This window comes from Brevundimonas sp. DS20, assembly GCF_001310255.1.
In the GTDB taxonomy this organism is placed as follows: Bacteria; Pseudomonadota; Alphaproteobacteria; order Caulobacterales; family Caulobacteraceae; genus Brevundimonas; species Brevundimonas aurantiaca.
Window position 1 is genome coordinate 2,109,359 of sequence record NZ_CP012897.1, and the last position, 13,997, is coordinate 2,123,355.

Sequence of the window (13,997 nt, forward strand, 5' to 3'; positions counted from 1 at the left end):
ACTGTCCATATGCGGACCATGGCGATGCGCGGAGAGCGCTCCGGCGGCCGGCGCGACCCGATGGTCAAGGCGCAGCAGGCGGGGAGCATGCAGGACAGAACGGAAGGCCCGCCGACGCTGAAGGCGCTGGCGGATCTGGTGCGGCTGGTCGGGCGATCGGGCGCGCCGCAGCTGCGCGTGCGGCTGGGGGCGGCGATCACCCTGACCCTGGCGGGCAAGGGTTTGGGCGTGCTGGCGCCCCTGGTCCTGGGCGCGGCGGTCAATCGGCTGGCGTCCGGACAGGGAACGGCCGTCGCCATGGGCTGGGGCTTCGCCGCCTTTGCGGTGGGCTGGGCCCTGGTGCGGTTTCTGTCGGCGGCGGCGCCCCAGGCCTCGGACGTGGTCTTCGCCCCCGTCCGGGCGGCGGCCCAGAGGCGGACAGCCGCCGAAGGCTTCGCCCACGCCCTGAGCCTGTCGCTGGATTTCCACCAGACCAAACGCTCCGGCGCCCTGTCGCGGACCCTGGATCGCGGCTCGCGGGCGGTGGACTTCCTGCTGCGCATCCTGGCCTTCAACCTGGTTCCCACCGGGGTGGAGCTGGTGCTGGCGGCGGCGGTGCTGGGCGGCAAGTACGACTGGCGGTTCGCCGCTGTGGCGATCGCGGTGGTGGTCGTCTACGCCGCGGCCACCTTCGCCCTGTCGAACTGGCGGCTGGAGCATCGGCGGGTGATGAACGCCGCCGATTCGGAGGCCGCCGGGGTCTCGGTCGACGCCCTTCTGAACTATGAGACGGTCAAGTCGTTCGGCGCCGAGGCGCGGGCGGCCATGACCTATGACCGGGCGCTGGGCGACTATGCGGCGGCGGCCTTGAAGGCCAACACCTCCCTGGCCCTGCTGAACGGGATTCAGGCCCTGATCATGAACCTTGGTCTGGGGGTGATGGCGGTGATGGCCGGGTTTGAGGCGGCGGCCGGACGAATGGGGCCGGGCGATGTGACCGCGGCGGTGCTGATCATGGTCTCCCTGTACGCCCCGCTGAACATACTGGGCTTCGCCTATCGCGAGATCCGCCAATCCTTCATCGACATGGAGGAGATGCTGAAGGTGACGCGCCAGACGCCCCAGGTGGCCGATGCGCTCCACGCCCAGCCTCTGCCGCGCCCGACCGAAGCGCGCGGCGCCGAAGTCGCGTTCCAGCATGTCGGCTTCCGCCACGACGCCCGCGCCAATGGGCTGGAGGACGTCAGCTTCGTGGCGGCGCCCGGAACCACCACCGCCCTGGTCGGGCCCTCGGGGGCGGGCAAGTCGACCATCGTCAAACTGGCCCTGCGGCTGATCGACCCGCAGGAGGGCCGGGTTCTGATCGACGGCCGCGACGTGCGCGAGGTGACCCAGGCGTCCTTGCGGGCCGCCGTAGCCCTGGTGCCGCAGGACGTGGCCCTGTTCAACGACACCCTGGCGGCCAATATCGCCTTCGCCCGGCCGGAGGCGGACGAGGCCCAGGTCTGGGCGGCGGCGGAGGCGGCGGAACTGGCCGACTTCATCCGCGGATTACCGGACGGGATGCAGACACGGGTCGGCGAACGGGGGCTGAAACTGTCGGGCGGCGAACGCCAGCGGGTGGGCATCGCCCGCGCCCTGCTGGCCGATCCCTGCATCCTGATCCTGGACGAGGCCACCAGCGCCCTGGACAGTCGCACCGAGGCGGCGATCCAGAAGACGCTGCGGCGGGTCAGCGCCGGACGCACCACCCTGGTGGTCGCCCACCGGCTGTCCACCGTGGCCGACGCCGACCAGATCCTGGTGCTGAAGGCGGGGCGGATCGTCGAGCGCGGCGCCCATCACGAACTGGTGGCGCGCCAGGGCGGGGAGTACGCCGCCCTGTGGCGCAAACAGACGCGGGCGGGCCGGACGGTTCAGGCGGTCGGTTGAGCTGCCTGATGAGCCGTCTGGGACTGGACGGGCAGTTTGCGCTTAAGAACCTCGGCCAGGTTTTCGACGATGGCGGCGCGGGGCGCCGCAGCGTCCGTCGGCAGGCTGAGCAGCAGCTTCATCGCCTGGGCGTGGACCGTGGCGATGCGCCAGTCGAAACCGCCCTGGCGCGGGGCGGCGTCCAGAAGGTCGCACAGCCCCTTGGCGGCCGTGCACAGATCATCCATCGCAAAGGGGCTGGCCGCGTCGATGATCTGGTTGGACGCTGAATAGGCCAGGTCCAGCCGCAGGGCCTCGATCGTGCCCGGCGCCGGCTCGGCCAGGAGGACGGCGATGTTGTCGGCGATGATGGCGCAGGCCTGGTCCCTCAACCCGCCCAGATTGGCCTGGGCCTGAGCGAGGGCGACGCCGACGCTGACGCCGCCGGGGCGATCCACCATCTCCGCCAGGCGCGAGCGGCGTTGAACGTGGGTGATGACCGTCATGCGAACTCCACCATATTGTTGCGGAGCCTGTCGGCGCGCCGTTCCTCGCCCTCATAGAGTTCGGGGCGGACGAAGCGACGGTCCGGGCCCAGATAGTCCCCGACCTCAAGGAAGGGACGCGCGTCGCGGGCGACCCAAAGGATGCGTTCCAGCAGCATGGCGGCGCTGAAGGGTTTGGTGACGACGAAGTTGGCGCCGCAGTCTCGCGCCTCGGCCACTCGACCCCGTCGGATGTGGCTGGCCGTCATGATGACGGGGGTGAAGGCGTTGGGGTTGGGGCCGGACCGGCGCAGCCAGCGCACCAGTTCGAATCCGTCCATGTCGGGCATGTCGGTGTCGATCAGCAAGAGGTCGATCGGCTTTTCCGCCAGGAGGCTCTGGGCCTGAACGCCGCTGCCGACCGTATAGGCGGGGCGCACGCCGAAGCCGGACAGGACGCCCGTGGTCAGGGTCAGGGAGAAGGGCGAATCATCGACCACCATGACGACGGCGCCGCTCAGATTGAAGACGGCGCTGTCCCTGAGCGTATCCGACTGTGTCGGCATGTCCGATCTTTCCAATCCCCCGGGTCCTATAGGCTAGAACCTGGAGGTGGATGCGCGGTTAACGGCGTTCGATCAGAGGGCGCCGATGGCGTAGAACCGCTCGGCGCGGCGGGTCTTGATCTGTTTGGGCGACAGACCCTGGAAGGACTGAAGCTCCTCGGCCAGGACGTCGCCGACCCGGGCCAGGGCGCCGTCGCGGTCCGCGTGGGCGCCGCCGGTCGGCTCCTCGATCAGACGATCCACGATCTTCAGCGCCACAAGGTCCGGGCCGGTGATCTTCATGGCCATGGCGGCGTCGCGGGCGCGGGCGCCGTCGCGCCACAGGATGCCGGCCGCCCCCTCGGGCGAGATGACCGAATAGATCGAATGCTCCAGCATCAGGACGCGGCTGGCGGCGGCGATGGCGATGGCGCCGCCGGATCCGCCTTCCCCGGTGATGGTGGCGATGGAGGGCACGCCCAGGGTCAGGCAGCGTTCGGTCGAACGGGCGATGGCCTCCGCCTGGCCGCGCTCTTCGGCGCCCAGACCCGGATAGGCGCCGGCCGTGTCGATGAAGCTGAGGACCGGCAGGCCGAACTGTTCGGCCATGTCCATCAGGCGCACGGCCTTGCGATAACCCTCGGGCCGGGCCATGCCGAAGTTGTGGGTCAGGCGAGTCTCGGTGTCGTGGCCCTTCTCATGCCCCATGACGACGACCGGACGGCCCCGGAACCGCGCCAGCCCGCCCAGAATGGCCTGGTCGTCGCCGAACTGTCGGTCGCCGTGCAGTTCGGTCCAGTCGGTGAACAGGCCCTGGACATAGTCGATGAAGTGGGGGCGTTGCGGATGCCGCGCCACCTGGGTCTTCATCCAGGGATCAAGCCCGGAGTAGGTCTTCTTGCGCAGCTGCTCGGCCTTTTTGCGCAGGCCGGCGATTTCGTGGTCGAAACCTCCGGAGGTCTCGGACAGGGCCGACAACTCGTCGATCTTGGCTTCCAGATCGGCGATCGGCTTTTCGAAATCGAGATAGTGCGTGGCCATAAAGGCGTCCGAAAACGGCGGGCGAGGCGCCCCAGGGGAAGGCGGGGGGAAACTAGAGAGGTCGGGGCCGTGGGGCAAGCGGGGTGACAATGTCGCTTTCACAGCCGTGAGTCGCAGTCACTCGTCCCGCGCCAAGGGGTGGTTCTGCTGGACGACCTGGGCCAGGCGGTCGGTGGCGACGTGGGTGTAGATCTGGGTGGTGGCGATGTCGGCGTGGCCGAGCAGGGTCTGGACCACGCGCAGGTCGGCGCCGCCCTCCAGCAGATGGGTGGCGAAGGCGTGACGCAGGACGTGGGGGCTGACCCGCGCCGGGTCGAGGCCCGCCGTGACTGCGGCCTCGTCCAGCAGCTGGGCGAACCGGCGCGGGGTCAGATGGCCGGAACGGCCGGAGGATGGAAAGAGCCAGGGGCTGTCGGGCGTCTCGGGCTTGCGCCGGGCGTCGCGCGCCGTCAGCCAGGCCTTCAGCGCCGTGCGGGCGGCGGGGTTCAGCGGGGCCAACCGCTCCTTGCCGCCCTTGCCGCGCACGATCAGATAGGCGGGGTCGCGGCGCACGGCCTCGACCTTCAAACCCAGCAGTTCCGACACCCGCAGGCCTGAGGCGTAGGCCAGTTCGACCAGGGCGACCAGCCGCAGGCCGGCGGCCGCGTCTCGGGCTGCGGCGGCGGCCAGCAGCCGGTCGATCTCGTCCCGGCTCAGGGACCTGGGCAGGGGGCGGCCCTGTTTGGGGGCGTCCAGCCGACGCGACGGATCATCCGTCCGCCAGCCCTCGGCCAGGGCGAAGCGATAGAACTGCCGCACCGACGACCGGCGTCGGGCGGCGGTGGCCGCCGACAGGCCTCGATGCGACAGGTCGGCGAACCAGGCCTCGACCGCCTCGGCCGGGGCCTGCATCAGGCCGCCGTCCGACGACAGGGCGGATTCGGCGTCGGCCAAATCCCGTCCATAGGCCGCCAGGGTGTGGGGCGAGGCGTCACGCTCCACCGCCATCATCTCCAAAAAGGCCTCGATTTGGGGCGTCATGCGGCGATCGTTTCTGCGAACGGATGGCGCGAGGCCGGGCTTGGTGTAGAGGTTCCAACGATCATGTCCGCCTGCGCCGTCGCCTTCGCCGTTTCCTTCACCGTCCGTTCCGCCGGAGCCGCCGGATGAGGCGGCGCGCGAATCCGGGTCCGACCCGCACCATAGCCCTGGTCGGCCTGATGGGGGTGGGCAAATCGTCGGTGGGGCGGCGGCTGGCCCATCGGTTGAAACTGCCCTTCGCCGACGGAGACGTGGAGATCGAGGAGGCGGCGGGAATGACCGTGTCCGAAATCTTCGCCGCCTTGGGCGAGGCCGAGTTCAGGGCCGGGGAGGCGCGGGTGATCCGCCGCCTGCTGGAGGGGCCGCCCGTCGTCCTGGCCACCGGCGGGGGCGCGATGATGAACCCCGAGACGCGGGCTCTGCTGAAGGAAAGAGCCGATACGGTCTGGCTGAGGGCCGATCTGGCGGTCATCGCCGAACGGGTGGCGCGGCGCGACACCCGCCCCCTGTTGCGCGGCAAGGACCCGCTGGAGGTGCTGACGGCCTTGGCCGAGGTCCGTTATCCGATCTATGGCGAGGCCGACGTCACCGTGGACGTGGGGCAGGGGTCTCACGGCCAGGCGGTGGACGCCATTCACAAGACCCTGCGCCGACACTGGCGCACACGCCGCCGTGCGGAGACGAAAGCATGACGACCATTCCCGTCAGCGGCGGCGCCTTCGCCGCCTATCAGGTGATCGTGGGGCGCGGGCTGCTGCAGCAGGCGGGCGCTCGGATCGCGCCCCTGGCCCGGGGACGGACGGTGATCATCACCGATGAGACGGTCGAGGCCGTCCACGGCGCCGCCGTGACCGCATCCCTGGCGGCGGCGGGGGTCCAGAGCCGGATCGTCGCCGTGCCGCCGGGCGAGGGGTCGAAATCCTTCGCCCAGCTGGAGCGGGTGCTGGACCGGCTGCTGGAGATCGGGCTGGACCGCAAGGACGTGGTGATCGCCCTGGGCGGCGGGGTGGTGGGGGATTTGGCCGGGCTGGCGGCGGCGCTCTACATGCGCGGCATCGACTTCGTGCAGATTCCGACGACCCTGCTGGCCCAGGTCGACTCGTCCGTCGGCGGCAAGACGGCCATCGACACGCCGCGGGGCAAGAACCTGGTCGGCGCCTTCCATCAGCCGCGCCTGGTCCTGGCCGACATCGACGTTCTGGCGACCCTGCCGGCGCGGCAGGTGAAGTCCGGCTGGGCCGAGGTGCTGAAGCACGGGCTGATCTGCGACACCGCCTTCTTCGACTGGCTGGCGGGCGAGGGGGCGGCGGGCGCGAAGGGCGATCCGGCGGCCCTGGAACGGGCGGTGATCCGCTCAGTCGAGATCAAGAGCGCCGTGGTCGGGGAGGACGAGAAGGAGGCGGGACGCCGAGCCCTGCTGAACCTGGGCCACACCTTCGGCCACGCCATAGAGGCCGAGGTCGGGTTCGACGAAGACGCCCTGGCCCATGGGGAGGCGGTGGCGCTCGGCTGCTGCATGGCCTTGCGCTATTCGGCGCGGGAGGGGCTGTGTTCGGCCGAGGACGCCGCGCGGGTCGAGGCGGTGGTCGCGGCGGCGGGCCTGCCCACGCGGCTGGATCAGGCGGGCGCCTTCGAAGCCGACCGGCTGCTGGCCCTGATGGCCGGGGACAAGAAGGCCGAGGGCGGGGCCCTGACCCTGATCCTGGCGCACGGCGTCGGCCGGGCCTTTGTCGCCAAGGGGGTGGATGCGGCGAAGGTGCGGACTTTCCTGATCGCTGAAGGGGCGACGGGCTGATGCAGATCGCCGCCGTTCCCCTGGAGGATCGGTTCGTGCGGCTGGAGCCGTTCACCGAGGGGTTGCGGGAGACGGTGAAGGCGGCGCTGGATTGCGATCCGGCCGCCTGGGAGATCATGGTCGCGCCCGCCTGTGGCGCGCATTTCGACGGCTGGTGGGCCGCCGCCCTCAAGGCCATGGGGGCCGGAACGCGCATCGCCTACGCCGTGCGGCGGCTGTCGGACGGGGCGGTGGTCGGGACGACCAGCCTTTACGAGATCCACCCGGCCTATCGACGCTGCGAGATCGGTTCGACCTTTTATCGGCCCGAGGCGCGGGGCGGGCCGGTCAATCCGGCCTGCAAGCGGCTGCTGCTGGGCCACGCCTTCGACGCCGGCGCTGTGCGGGTCGAGATCATCACCGACGCGGTGAATGCGCAGAGCCAGGCGGCGATCCGCAAACTGGGCGCCAAGGCCGAGGGCGTTCTGAGGAAGCACAAGACCACCTGGACCGGCCGGGCGCGGGATACGGCCATGTTCGCCGTGATCGACGACGACTGGCCCGAGGTGCGGGACGGGCTGGATCGAAGGCTGGCGGCGTTCGGCTAGGCGACCATCTCCGCCGCCAGTGCCGCAATCAGGTCGGCGGCTGGAAGGCTGCGGGCCAGGGGCGCGCCCTGGCCGGCCCATTGGGCGCCGAAGCCGTATTCGCCGGCGGCCTTGGCGGCGGCGTTCAGGGCCTTTCCGGCGTCATAGGCGACGGGATAGTCAGGGATGGCCGCCGTCGTCTGCGCCCCTAGTTCGGTGAAACGATTGCGCAGGCAGCGGGCGGGTCGGCCCGATACGGCGCAGGTCATGACGGTATGGCGCGCCGCGTCGCTGAACAGGGCCGCGCGATAGGCGGCGTCGGCGGCGCTTTCGTCGCAGGCGATGAAGGCGGTGCCCAACTGGGCCGCGACGGCGCCCAGGTCCAGGGCGGCCCGGACGCCTCGGCCGTCCATGATCCCGCCAGCGGCGACGACCGGCAGGCCGGAACGGAGGACCAGCAGCCGGGTCAGGGCGGCCATGCCCAACCGGTCGTCGGCGGCGTTGGGATCGAACATCCCGCGATGGCCGCCGGCCTCCCATCCCTGCGCCACCACGGCGTCGACGCCCGCCGTCTTGCAAGCCAGGGCTTCATCGAGATTGGTCGCGGTGGCCAGGAGCAGGCAGCCGGCCTGTTTCAGCGCCCGGATCCGCTCTCCCTCCGGCAGGCCGAAGTGGAAGCTGACCACGGCGGGGGCGTCGGCGATCAGGCGGGCCAGCATGGCGTCGTCGTCGGCGAAGCTGCGGTAGGGGGCGTTCAGCGTGGCGGGGGGCGCGGCGCCGAAGGCGGCGAACGACGGCGTCAGGGCCTGAAGCCAGGCGGCCTCTGCACCTTCGTCGCGGCGGGGCGCGGCGTGGACGAACAGATTGACGTTGAAGGGGCGGTCGGTCAGGGCGCGGGTCTCGGCGATCATCCGGCCGGCCCCCGCCGCATCGGTCGCGCCGACGGCGATGGAGCCCAGCGCCCCGGCGTTCGAAACGGCCGCCGCCATGGCCGGGGTCGAGACGCCCGCCATGGGCGCCTGGACGATCGGCGCGGTCAGGCCAAGCTGTTCGATCAGGGACATGGACCGCAGCTAGGGAGCCGGGTCGGCTTCGGCAATGGGGTCAGTCGACGGCCCGGCATTCGGTCGGCTGGCGGCCTTCGACGGACCAGGTGGCCAGCACCCCCTTGCCGCGCAGATCGACGTTGGAGGCGCGGTACCAGATGCCGTCGGCGGCGCGTTCCTGATAGAGATCCACCGCCTCGCCCGAGGAGTTGCGGACCGTGGCCATCTGGCGCGGATTGTCGAAATCCACCGACAACCGCTCGCCGTTGTCGCACAGATAGACCGTATGGACGACGCGGTTCAGGGTGCGGTCCTGGACCTCGGCGCCGGTGCGTTTGCGGGCGGTCTGGGCCTCGATGGCGCGTTCCTTGACCTCGTCGCCGGTGGTGGGAGCCTTGTCGGGGTCAGGGCCGCAGGCCGTCAGAAGGAGGACGGCGGCGAGGCCGCCGAGAGCGAAGGACGGCCGCAGAACCGGCTTGGACAAGGCGATACTCCTCACAACAGCGCCGCTTGGGGCGGCGGTCTAACGTCCGCCGCCTGCGGCCGTTCCTCTCCGTTGACGGAAGAAGGACTTGAGCAGGCTGGACGCCTCCTCGGCCAACAGACCCCACTCCGTCGCCGGACGCCAGTGGCAAGTGGGTTGCTCGAACAGACGGGGGCCGTGGAGCACGGCGCCGCCCTTGGGATCATCGGCCGCCCAGACCACGCGACCGATGCGGGCGTGGCTGATGGCGCCGGCGCACATGGCGCAGGGCTCAAGCGTCACATAGAGGGTCAGGCCGGTGAGGCGGTAGTTCTGCAGCGCCGTCGCCGCGCGTCGCATGGCCACGATCTCGGCATGGGCTGTAGGGTCGTGCGCGCAGATCGGGCCGTTGGCGCCGGTGGAAATCACCGCGTTTGAGGCGGGATCGACAAGAATTGCGCCCACAGGCACCTCTCCTGCGTCCGCCGCCGCTTGCGCTTGGTCCAGCGCCATGCGCATGAACCGCTCATCATGGTCCGCCATACGAACGACAACGACAAGAAGCCCCGCGCCCGTCAAGACGGACGGTCGCCTGGGCCCTTCAAATCCTCCGGTCCTCGCAAGAGCGGCGACGGGACGAAACCCTTCGGCGACAAGCCGCGCAAGGCCTTTGCCGGCAAGCCGGGCGACGACCGCCCCCGCGCGGGCGCCAAACCGGCCAAGGCCGAGGCCGCCCCGGTCCGCAGCGAGCGAATCGCCAAGGCCATGGCGCGGGCGGGCATCGCCTCGCGCCGCGAGGTCGAGCGGCTGATCGGCCTGGGCAAGGTGGCGGTCAACGGCCGCATCCTGGACACGCCCGCCACCCTGGTGACGCGCGACGACGTGATCACCGTGGACGGCAAGCCGATCGGCGGGGCCCAGGCGACGCGCGTCTGGCGCTATCACAAGCCGGCCGGCCTCTTGACCAGCCACAAGGATCCGGCGGGCAGGCCGACGGTGTTCGACGCCCTGCCGGCCGGTCTGCCGCGCGTGATCTCGGTCGGGCGGCTCGATCTGGCGACCGAGGGTCTGCTGCTTCTGACCAATGACGGGGAGCTGAGCCGGGCGCTGGAACTGCCCTCGACCGCCCTGGTGCGCCAGTACCGCGCCCGGGCGCGGGGCAAGATCACCCAGGCCCAACTGGACAAGCTGAAGGACGGCGTCGTCGTGGACGGCGTCTCCTATGGTCCCATCGAGGCGACGCTGGACAAGGCCAAGGAGTCCAAGTCCGAGGACGGCAAGGCGCCGGCCAATCTGTGGATCTCGGTCTCGATCACCGAGGGCAAGAACCGCGAGGTGCGCAAGGTGCTGGAGTCGGTCGGCCTGACGGTCAACCGGCTGATCCGTCTGGCCTATGGGCCGTTCCGCCTGGACGTCCTGCCGGTCGGGGCGGTGGAGGAGGTGGGGCCGCGCGTGATCCGCGAGCTGCTGGGCGACCATATCCGGCCCGAGAACCTGCCGACCGGCAATACGGTCGAGACGCCCGCGCCCATCCCCGGCCGCCGGATCGCGCCCCCCATCGTCAAGGGGCGCTCCGGTTCGGCCATGTCGGATCCGTCGAGGAAGCCCAGCCGCGTTCGCGCCGCCGAGACGGCCCAGGCCGAGGCGGTCGAGCGCCGCGAGCGGGCGCCCAAGAAGGACGGCTGGGCCAAGGCCAAGCCCAGGTTCGAACACTCAAAGAGCTTCAAGCCCCGCGAACGCACCGCGCCTGAGGGCGAGCGTCCCGCCCGCGCCGACGGCGATCGGCCCAAGCGGGTGTTCAAACCCCGCGACGACCAGTTCATCGACGACCGCAGGAAGCCCGCAGGCCGCAGCGAGGGGGCTCGCAGCGGCGGACCTCGCGGCGGCGGCAAGCCGGCGGGACCGTCGGGGACCAGCGGGCGCAAGCCCGGCGGGCAGCCCGGCAAACCCCGCACGCCGCGCGGCTGATCCATGCGGATCGTCGCCGGAAGCCTGAAGGGCCGGGCCATCGTCGCGCCGGAGGGGCAGGGCACGCGCCCGACCTCGGACCGGGCGCGCCAGGCCCTGTTCAATGTGCTGGAGCACGCCGCCTGGGGCGAGCCGTTGCAGGGCGCGCGGGTCATCGACCTGTACGCCGGCTCGGGCGCCCTGGGCTTTGAGGCGGTCAGCCGGGGGGCGGGCTTCTGCCTGTTCGTCGAGACGGACGACGGAGCCAGGGGCGCCATTCGCGAGAACGCCGACGCCTATGGTCTGATGGGCCGCACCCGGGTGCATCGCAGGAGCGCGACGGACCTGGGCGTTCGGCCGGGCCCCATCGCCGAAGCCTTCGACCTGGCCTTTCTGGACCCACCCTACGGCAAGGGGCTGGGGGAACAGACCCTGGCGCGGCTGCTAGAGGGAAGCTGGCTGAAGCCCGGCGCCCTGGTGGTGTTCGAGCGCGGGTCCGACGAGCCCGACATCGACACCCCCGGCTATCAACGGCTGGACGCGCGCGACTATGGGGCGGCGCGGGTGCTGTTCCTCAAGGTCGCCCCCGCCGCCTGACGGGGCGAAAGTGCACTCCGAATTCTTTTAGTGCACTTTCGTGCAGATTTTTGCGAGGGAGTCGCAGGACGGTCAGTCCTCGGGCGGCGGTCCCAGCAGGGCCTCGTCCTCTTCGTCGATCTCGCGCCGCATCCCTTCCAGCGAGGCTTCCACCTCTTCGCGGCTCATGCCCCTGAAGAAGTCGGCGTCGAAGGCGCGGGCCTCGCGGGTCAGGTCGTCGGCCAGGGCGCGCCAGCGCCGGGCGTCCGACGCGCGCCCGCCCTCCACCGCCTCGATGAAACGCAGGCGGGCGGTGCGCGCCAGCTCGTCCAGGTCGATGTCCTCATACAGGGACAGGTCGATCTCGCCGGGCGGCGGCTCGACCTGATCGCTGCGCCGCCAGCCGTATTTGCGGGCGCGGCGGCGAAAGGCCGACAGACCCAGGTCATGACGCCGGCACACAGTCTCGGCGCTGAGACCCGACAGATAGTCGGCGCGGGCCTGGGCCCAGATGGCGGCTTCACGGATGCGATAGGGCTGGGTCATGGCCGTATCGGTAAACCGGCGATACGTCAAAGTCGGACGTGGAGCCGAGCCCCTCCGTCGGCTTTCGCCGACACCTCCCCCAAGGGGGGAGGATTTCGGTCATCACCCTCGGCATTCCTCCCCCTCTGGGGGAGGTGTCGGCGCAGCCGACGGAGGGGGCCAGGCTAGGCTTTCAGCCTTAGCCCGATCCCCTCCAGCACCCCGGCCAGGTCCGTCAGCACGTCCCGCGCCGGTATGCGCAGGACGGACACGCCCCTCTGGTTCAGCCAGTCGGTGCGGCGGGCGTCATGCCGCGCCTGATCGGGCGTGTCATGGCTGGACCCGTCGATCTCGACCGCCAGCCGGGCCGCGTCGCAGTAGAAGTCGAGGATATAGGGGCCGATCGGATGACGCCGGAATCGCGCGCCGCACAGCCCCCGTCTGCGCAACGCCTGCCACAGCAAAACTTCGGGCAGGGTCAGGCTGCGGCGGAGGTCGCGCGCGCGATCCTGGGTTTTGCGGGGTGCATCCATGGCGGGACTGTGTGGCGAGACCGCGTGCGCGGCAAGCCCCCTCCACCACCGCGCGAAGAGGCGCGGCGGTCCCCCTCCCCCAAGGGGGGAGGAATGCGAACGGCGACGACCGAAATCCTCCCCCTCTGGGGGAGGTGTCGGCGCAGCCGACGGAGGGGGCCTGTCAGCCGCGGCCCAGCTTCTCGACCAGCCCCCGCGCCGCCGCCGTCACCTCGGCCCAGGTGACCTCGAACCCGGCGTCATCGCCGAAATAGGGATCGGTCACGGCCTGGCCCTCGCGGCCGGGGACATGGTCGAGCAGCAGGCTGAGTTCGGCGACCGCATCGGCGGGCGCGATCCGGCGCAGGTTCGCCAGGTTGTCGTGGTCCAGGGCGATGACGTGGGTGAAGCGGCGGAAGTCCGCCGGCGTCACCTGCCGGCCCTGATAGCCGGAGATGTCGATCCCATGTTTGCGCGCCACAGCCTGGGCGCGCGGGTCGGGCGGATGGCCGACATGCCAGTTCCCCGTGCCGGCGGAGTCGACGATCAGGTCGAGACGCAGGCGCTGAGCCTCGGCGCGGAGGGCGGCCTCGGCGAGGGGAGAGCGACAGATGTTGCCGAGGCAGACGAAGAGGATGGAGGGCATGGGGATGGAGTTTCGCCAACCGACGGTTTCAAAGGTGACAGGCTTGGTGCCGATACTTAGGCTTGTGGAATGGACCAAGCTGAATCGTATATCGAACTAAAACTCGACATCGACGATCCAATCGAAGTCGGTGAGTTTGTAGCCGCCTTCACGTCTATTGCCGCCGAATATAATAGATTCAATAAGATAGATGCGGAAAGCGGTGTCGAAGCGACGCTGTTTGTGAAAGAGGTCACACAAGGGTGCATCGTCGCTCAACTCGTCCCATTGCTTCCCCTTCTTAGCGGTTCGATTGAAGGGATGTCAGCGATCATAACGATCGAGGACTTCGTAAAGCGGTATCACGCCAAGCTATCCACCTACCTCAAACCTGGCGGTAGAGCGCCAGACGTTAGCCGGAATGAACTGAAGGACTTTTCGGAGCAAGTCGCAGCTATCGCATCGCATCCCGGTTCTAACCTGTCAGTGGCTGCTATCGAAATCAAAGATGGTCAGAAGCGGGTTAAAGCAGGATTCAAATTTGACACCAATCAGGCCCGAGATATTCAGGATCGTGTTGCTGAGCATCGTCGTGAGCTGGATCATATAGAGTCCAGCGATCACAAACGAGTGTTGATGGTGTTCACTCAGACCAACACTAAGTGGAGTCCGCTTGGGAAACGGTCGGGGGATCTGGTGACGGTGGACAAGATTAGCGGTCGCGCCTTGCCTCTCGTCTATGCCTCGCAGATGGCTGAAGATCGCATTAAACATGAAATCACTGTTGAGCCCGACAACGTTTATAAAAAGGGCTTTGTGGTTGATCTCAATGTCGACTATCGTGCAGGAAAACCCATCGCCTACAGTGTAACGCACGTTCATCAGGTAATCGATCTACCGGACGACGAGGAAGCTGCGTGATCTAAATGTCTTAGTTGCTTGACACGTCAGGTCTGAGTAC

17 protein-coding genes are annotated in these 13,997 nt (G+C 69.5%); 7 read left to right on the forward strand and 10 right to left on the reverse strand.

Annotated features, from left to right (window positions below; genetic code table 11):
- Positions 1 to 87: 87 nt before the first annotated feature.
- Positions 88 to 1,911, forward strand: coding sequence for an ABCB family ABC transporter ATP-binding protein/permease (locus JL11_RS10265; protein WP_231681261.1), 1,824 nt, complete (start codon positions 88 to 90; stop codon positions 1,909 to 1,911).
- Here the strand turns inward: JL11_RS10265 and JL11_RS10270 are convergent.
- The 4 genes from JL11_RS10270 to JL11_RS10285 all read right to left on the reverse strand — a co-directional run bounded on the left by JL11_RS10270 (position 1,896) and on the right by JL11_RS10285 (position 4,981).
- On the reverse strand, positions 1,896 to 2,396 hold the full coding sequence (locus JL11_RS10270) for a hypothetical protein (protein ID WP_054765590.1): 501 nt from the start codon (positions 2,394 to 2,396) through the stop codon (positions 1,896 to 1,898). The two genes, JL11_RS10265 and JL11_RS10270, sit on opposite strands and share 16 nt — an antisense overlap.
- Entirely contained in the window at positions 2,393 to 2,941 is a 549-nt protein-coding gene (locus tag JL11_RS10275; RefSeq protein ID WP_054765591.1) for a response regulator, read from the reverse strand. Before JL11_RS10275 ends, JL11_RS10270 begins: the two co-directional genes overlap by 4 nt.
- Before the next feature lie 72 nt (positions 2,942 to 3,013).
- Complete coding sequence (locus tag JL11_RS10280) at positions 3,014 to 3,961, reverse strand: acetyl-CoA carboxylase carboxyltransferase subunit alpha (protein WP_054765592.1); 948 nt, start codon at positions 3,959 to 3,961, stop codon at positions 3,014 to 3,016.
- A 117-nt stretch (positions 3,962 to 4,078) separates the two neighbouring features.
- Positions 4,079 to 4,981, reverse strand: a complete 903-nt coding sequence (locus JL11_RS10285) for a site-specific tyrosine recombinase XerD (RefSeq protein ID WP_054765593.1) — start codon at positions 4,979 to 4,981, stop codon at positions 4,079 to 4,081.
- 125 nt (positions 4,982 to 5,106) lie between these two features.
- Here JL11_RS10285 and JL11_RS10290 point away from each other — a divergent pair, with 125 nt between their 5' ends.
- Genes JL11_RS10290 through JL11_RS10300 form a run of 3 tightly spaced genes read left to right on the forward strand, consistent with a single transcriptional unit; the run spans position 5,107 to position 7,363 of the window.
- Positions 5,107 to 5,673 carry a shikimate kinase gene (locus tag JL11_RS10290; protein ID WP_054765594.1) on the forward strand — a complete coding sequence of 189 codons (567 nt, stop codon included), beginning with the start codon at positions 5,107 to 5,109 and terminating at the stop codon, positions 5,671 to 5,673.
- Positions 5,670 to 6,776 (forward strand): 3-dehydroquinate synthase, encoded by a 1,107-nt coding sequence (gene aroB, locus JL11_RS10295; RefSeq protein WP_054765595.1) that lies wholly within the window; start codon positions 5,670 to 5,672, stop codon positions 6,774 to 6,776. Before JL11_RS10290 ends, aroB begins: the two co-directional genes overlap by 4 nt.
- Positions 6,776 to 7,363 (forward strand): GNAT family N-acetyltransferase, encoded by a 588-nt coding sequence (locus tag JL11_RS10300; RefSeq protein WP_054765596.1) that lies wholly within the window; start codon positions 6,776 to 6,778, stop codon positions 7,361 to 7,363. The genes aroB and JL11_RS10300 overlap by 1 nt, the downstream gene beginning before the upstream one ends.
- Here JL11_RS10300 and JL11_RS10305 read toward each other — a convergent pair.
- Genes JL11_RS10305 through tadA form a run of 3 tightly spaced genes read right to left on the reverse strand, consistent with a single transcriptional unit; the run spans position 7,360 to position 9,370 of the window.
- Entirely contained in the window at positions 7,360 to 8,406 is a 1,047-nt protein-coding gene (locus tag JL11_RS10305; RefSeq protein ID WP_054765597.1) for an NAD(P)H-dependent flavin oxidoreductase, read from the reverse strand. The genes JL11_RS10300 and JL11_RS10305 overlap by 4 nt on opposite strands.
- Positions 8,407 to 8,446: 40 nt before the next feature.
- Positions 8,447 to 8,872, reverse strand: a complete 426-nt coding sequence (locus JL11_RS10310) for an MliC family protein (RefSeq protein WP_054765598.1) — start codon at positions 8,870 to 8,872, stop codon at positions 8,447 to 8,449.
- Positions 8,873 to 8,911: 39 nt separating this feature from the next.
- The gene (gene tadA, locus JL11_RS10315; RefSeq protein WP_054766924.1) at positions 8,912 to 9,370 is read right to left on the reverse strand and encodes a tRNA adenosine(34) deaminase TadA; all 459 of its coding nucleotides are present in this window, start codon (positions 9,368 to 9,370) and stop codon (positions 8,912 to 8,914) included.
- Positions 9,371 to 9,382: 12 nt separating this feature from the next.
- Here tadA and JL11_RS10320 point away from each other — a divergent pair, with 12 nt between their 5' ends.
- On the forward strand, positions 9,383 to 10,819 hold the full coding sequence (locus JL11_RS10320; RefSeq protein ID WP_054765599.1) for a pseudouridine synthase: 1,437 nt from the start codon (positions 9,383 to 9,385) through the stop codon (positions 10,817 to 10,819).
- Positions 10,820 to 10,822: 3 nt separating this feature from the next.
- Positions 10,823 to 11,395 carry a 16S rRNA (guanine(966)-N(2))-methyltransferase RsmD gene (gene rsmD / locus JL11_RS10325; protein ID WP_054765600.1) on the forward strand — a complete coding sequence of 191 codons (573 nt, stop codon included), beginning with the start codon at positions 10,823 to 10,825 and terminating at the stop codon, positions 11,393 to 11,395.
- 72 nt (positions 11,396 to 11,467) lie between these two features.
- Here rsmD and JL11_RS10330 read toward each other — a convergent pair whose 3' ends face one another.
- The 3 genes from JL11_RS10330 to JL11_RS10340 all read right to left on the reverse strand — a co-directional run bounded on the left by JL11_RS10330 (position 11,468) and on the right by JL11_RS10340 (position 13,057).
- A complete protein-coding gene (locus JL11_RS10330) occupies positions 11,468 to 11,920 on the reverse strand; it encodes a hypothetical protein (RefSeq protein WP_054765601.1) in 453 nt (150 codons plus the stop codon).
- 164 nt (positions 11,921 to 12,084) lie between these two features.
- Positions 12,085 to 12,432, reverse strand: a complete 348-nt coding sequence (locus JL11_RS10335) for an endonuclease domain-containing protein (RefSeq protein WP_054765602.1) — start codon at positions 12,430 to 12,432, stop codon at positions 12,085 to 12,087.
- 163 nt (positions 12,433 to 12,595) lie between these two features.
- The gene (locus tag JL11_RS10340; RefSeq protein WP_054765603.1) at positions 12,596 to 13,057 is read right to left on the reverse strand and encodes a low molecular weight protein-tyrosine-phosphatase; all 462 of its coding nucleotides are present in this window, start codon (positions 13,055 to 13,057) and stop codon (positions 12,596 to 12,598) included.
- A 69-nt stretch (positions 13,058 to 13,126) separates the two neighbouring features.
- Here JL11_RS10340 and JL11_RS10345 point away from each other — a divergent pair, with 69 nt between their 5' ends.
- Positions 13,127 to 13,957 (forward strand): hypothetical protein, encoded by an 831-nt coding sequence (locus tag JL11_RS10345; RefSeq protein ID WP_054765604.1) that lies wholly within the window; start codon positions 13,127 to 13,129, stop codon positions 13,955 to 13,957.
- Positions 13,958 to 13,997 lie beyond the last annotated feature (40 nt).

What these genes read in the sequence shown, in the direction of transcription:
- JL11_RS10265 (WP_231681261.1), top strand. Translation starts at nt 88, where the DNA reads ATGCAGGACAGAACGGAAGGCCCGCCGACGCTGAAGGCGCTGGCGGAT.
- JL11_RS10270 (WP_054765590.1), bottom strand. Translation starts at nt 2,396, where the DNA reads ATGACGGTCATCACCCACGTTCAACGCCGCTCGCGCCTGGCGGAGATG.
- JL11_RS10275 (WP_054765591.1), bottom strand. Translation starts at nt 2,941, where the DNA reads ATGCCGACACAGTCGGATACGCTCAGGGACAGCGCCGTCTTCAATCTG.
- JL11_RS10280 (WP_054765592.1), bottom strand. Translation starts at nt 3,961, where the DNA reads ATGGCCACGCACTATCTCGATTTCGAAAAGCCGATCGCCGATCTGGAA.
- JL11_RS10285 (WP_054765593.1), bottom strand. Translation starts at nt 4,981, where the DNA reads ATGACGCCCCAAATCGAGGCCTTTTTGGAGATGATGGCGGTGGAGCGT.
- JL11_RS10290 (WP_054765594.1), top strand. Translation starts at nt 5,107, where the DNA reads ATGAGGCGGCGCGCGAATCCGGGTCCGACCCGCACCATAGCCCTGGTC.
- aroB (WP_054765595.1), top strand. Translation starts at nt 5,670, where the DNA reads ATGACGACCATTCCCGTCAGCGGCGGCGCCTTCGCCGCCTATCAGGTG.
- JL11_RS10300 (WP_054765596.1), top strand. Translation starts at nt 6,776, where the DNA reads ATGCAGATCGCCGCCGTTCCCCTGGAGGATCGGTTCGTGCGGCTGGAG.
- JL11_RS10305 (WP_054765597.1), bottom strand. Translation starts at nt 8,406, where the DNA reads ATGTCCCTGATCGAACAGCTTGGCCTGACCGCGCCGATCGTCCAGGCG.
- tadA (WP_054766924.1), bottom strand. Translation starts at nt 9,370, where the DNA reads ATGCGCATGGCGCTGGACCAAGCGCAAGCGGCGGCGGACGCAGGAGAG.
- JL11_RS10320 (WP_054765599.1), top strand. Translation starts at nt 9,383, where the DNA reads ATGGTCCGCCATACGAACGACAACGACAAGAAGCCCCGCGCCCGTCAA.
- rsmD (WP_054765600.1), top strand. Translation starts at nt 10,823, where the DNA reads ATGCGGATCGTCGCCGGAAGCCTGAAGGGCCGGGCCATCGTCGCGCCG.
- JL11_RS10330 (WP_054765601.1), bottom strand. Translation starts at nt 11,920, where the DNA reads ATGACCCAGCCCTATCGCATCCGTGAAGCCGCCATCTGGGCCCAGGCC.
- JL11_RS10335 (WP_054765602.1), bottom strand. Translation starts at nt 12,432, where the DNA reads ATGGATGCACCCCGCAAAACCCAGGATCGCGCGCGCGACCTCCGCCGC.
- JL11_RS10340 (WP_054765603.1), bottom strand. Translation starts at nt 13,057, where the DNA reads ATGCCCTCCATCCTCTTCGTCTGCCTCGGCAACATCTGTCGCTCTCCC.
- JL11_RS10345 (WP_054765604.1), top strand. Translation starts at nt 13,127, where the DNA reads ATGGACCAAGCTGAATCGTATATCGAACTAAAACTCGACATCGACGAT.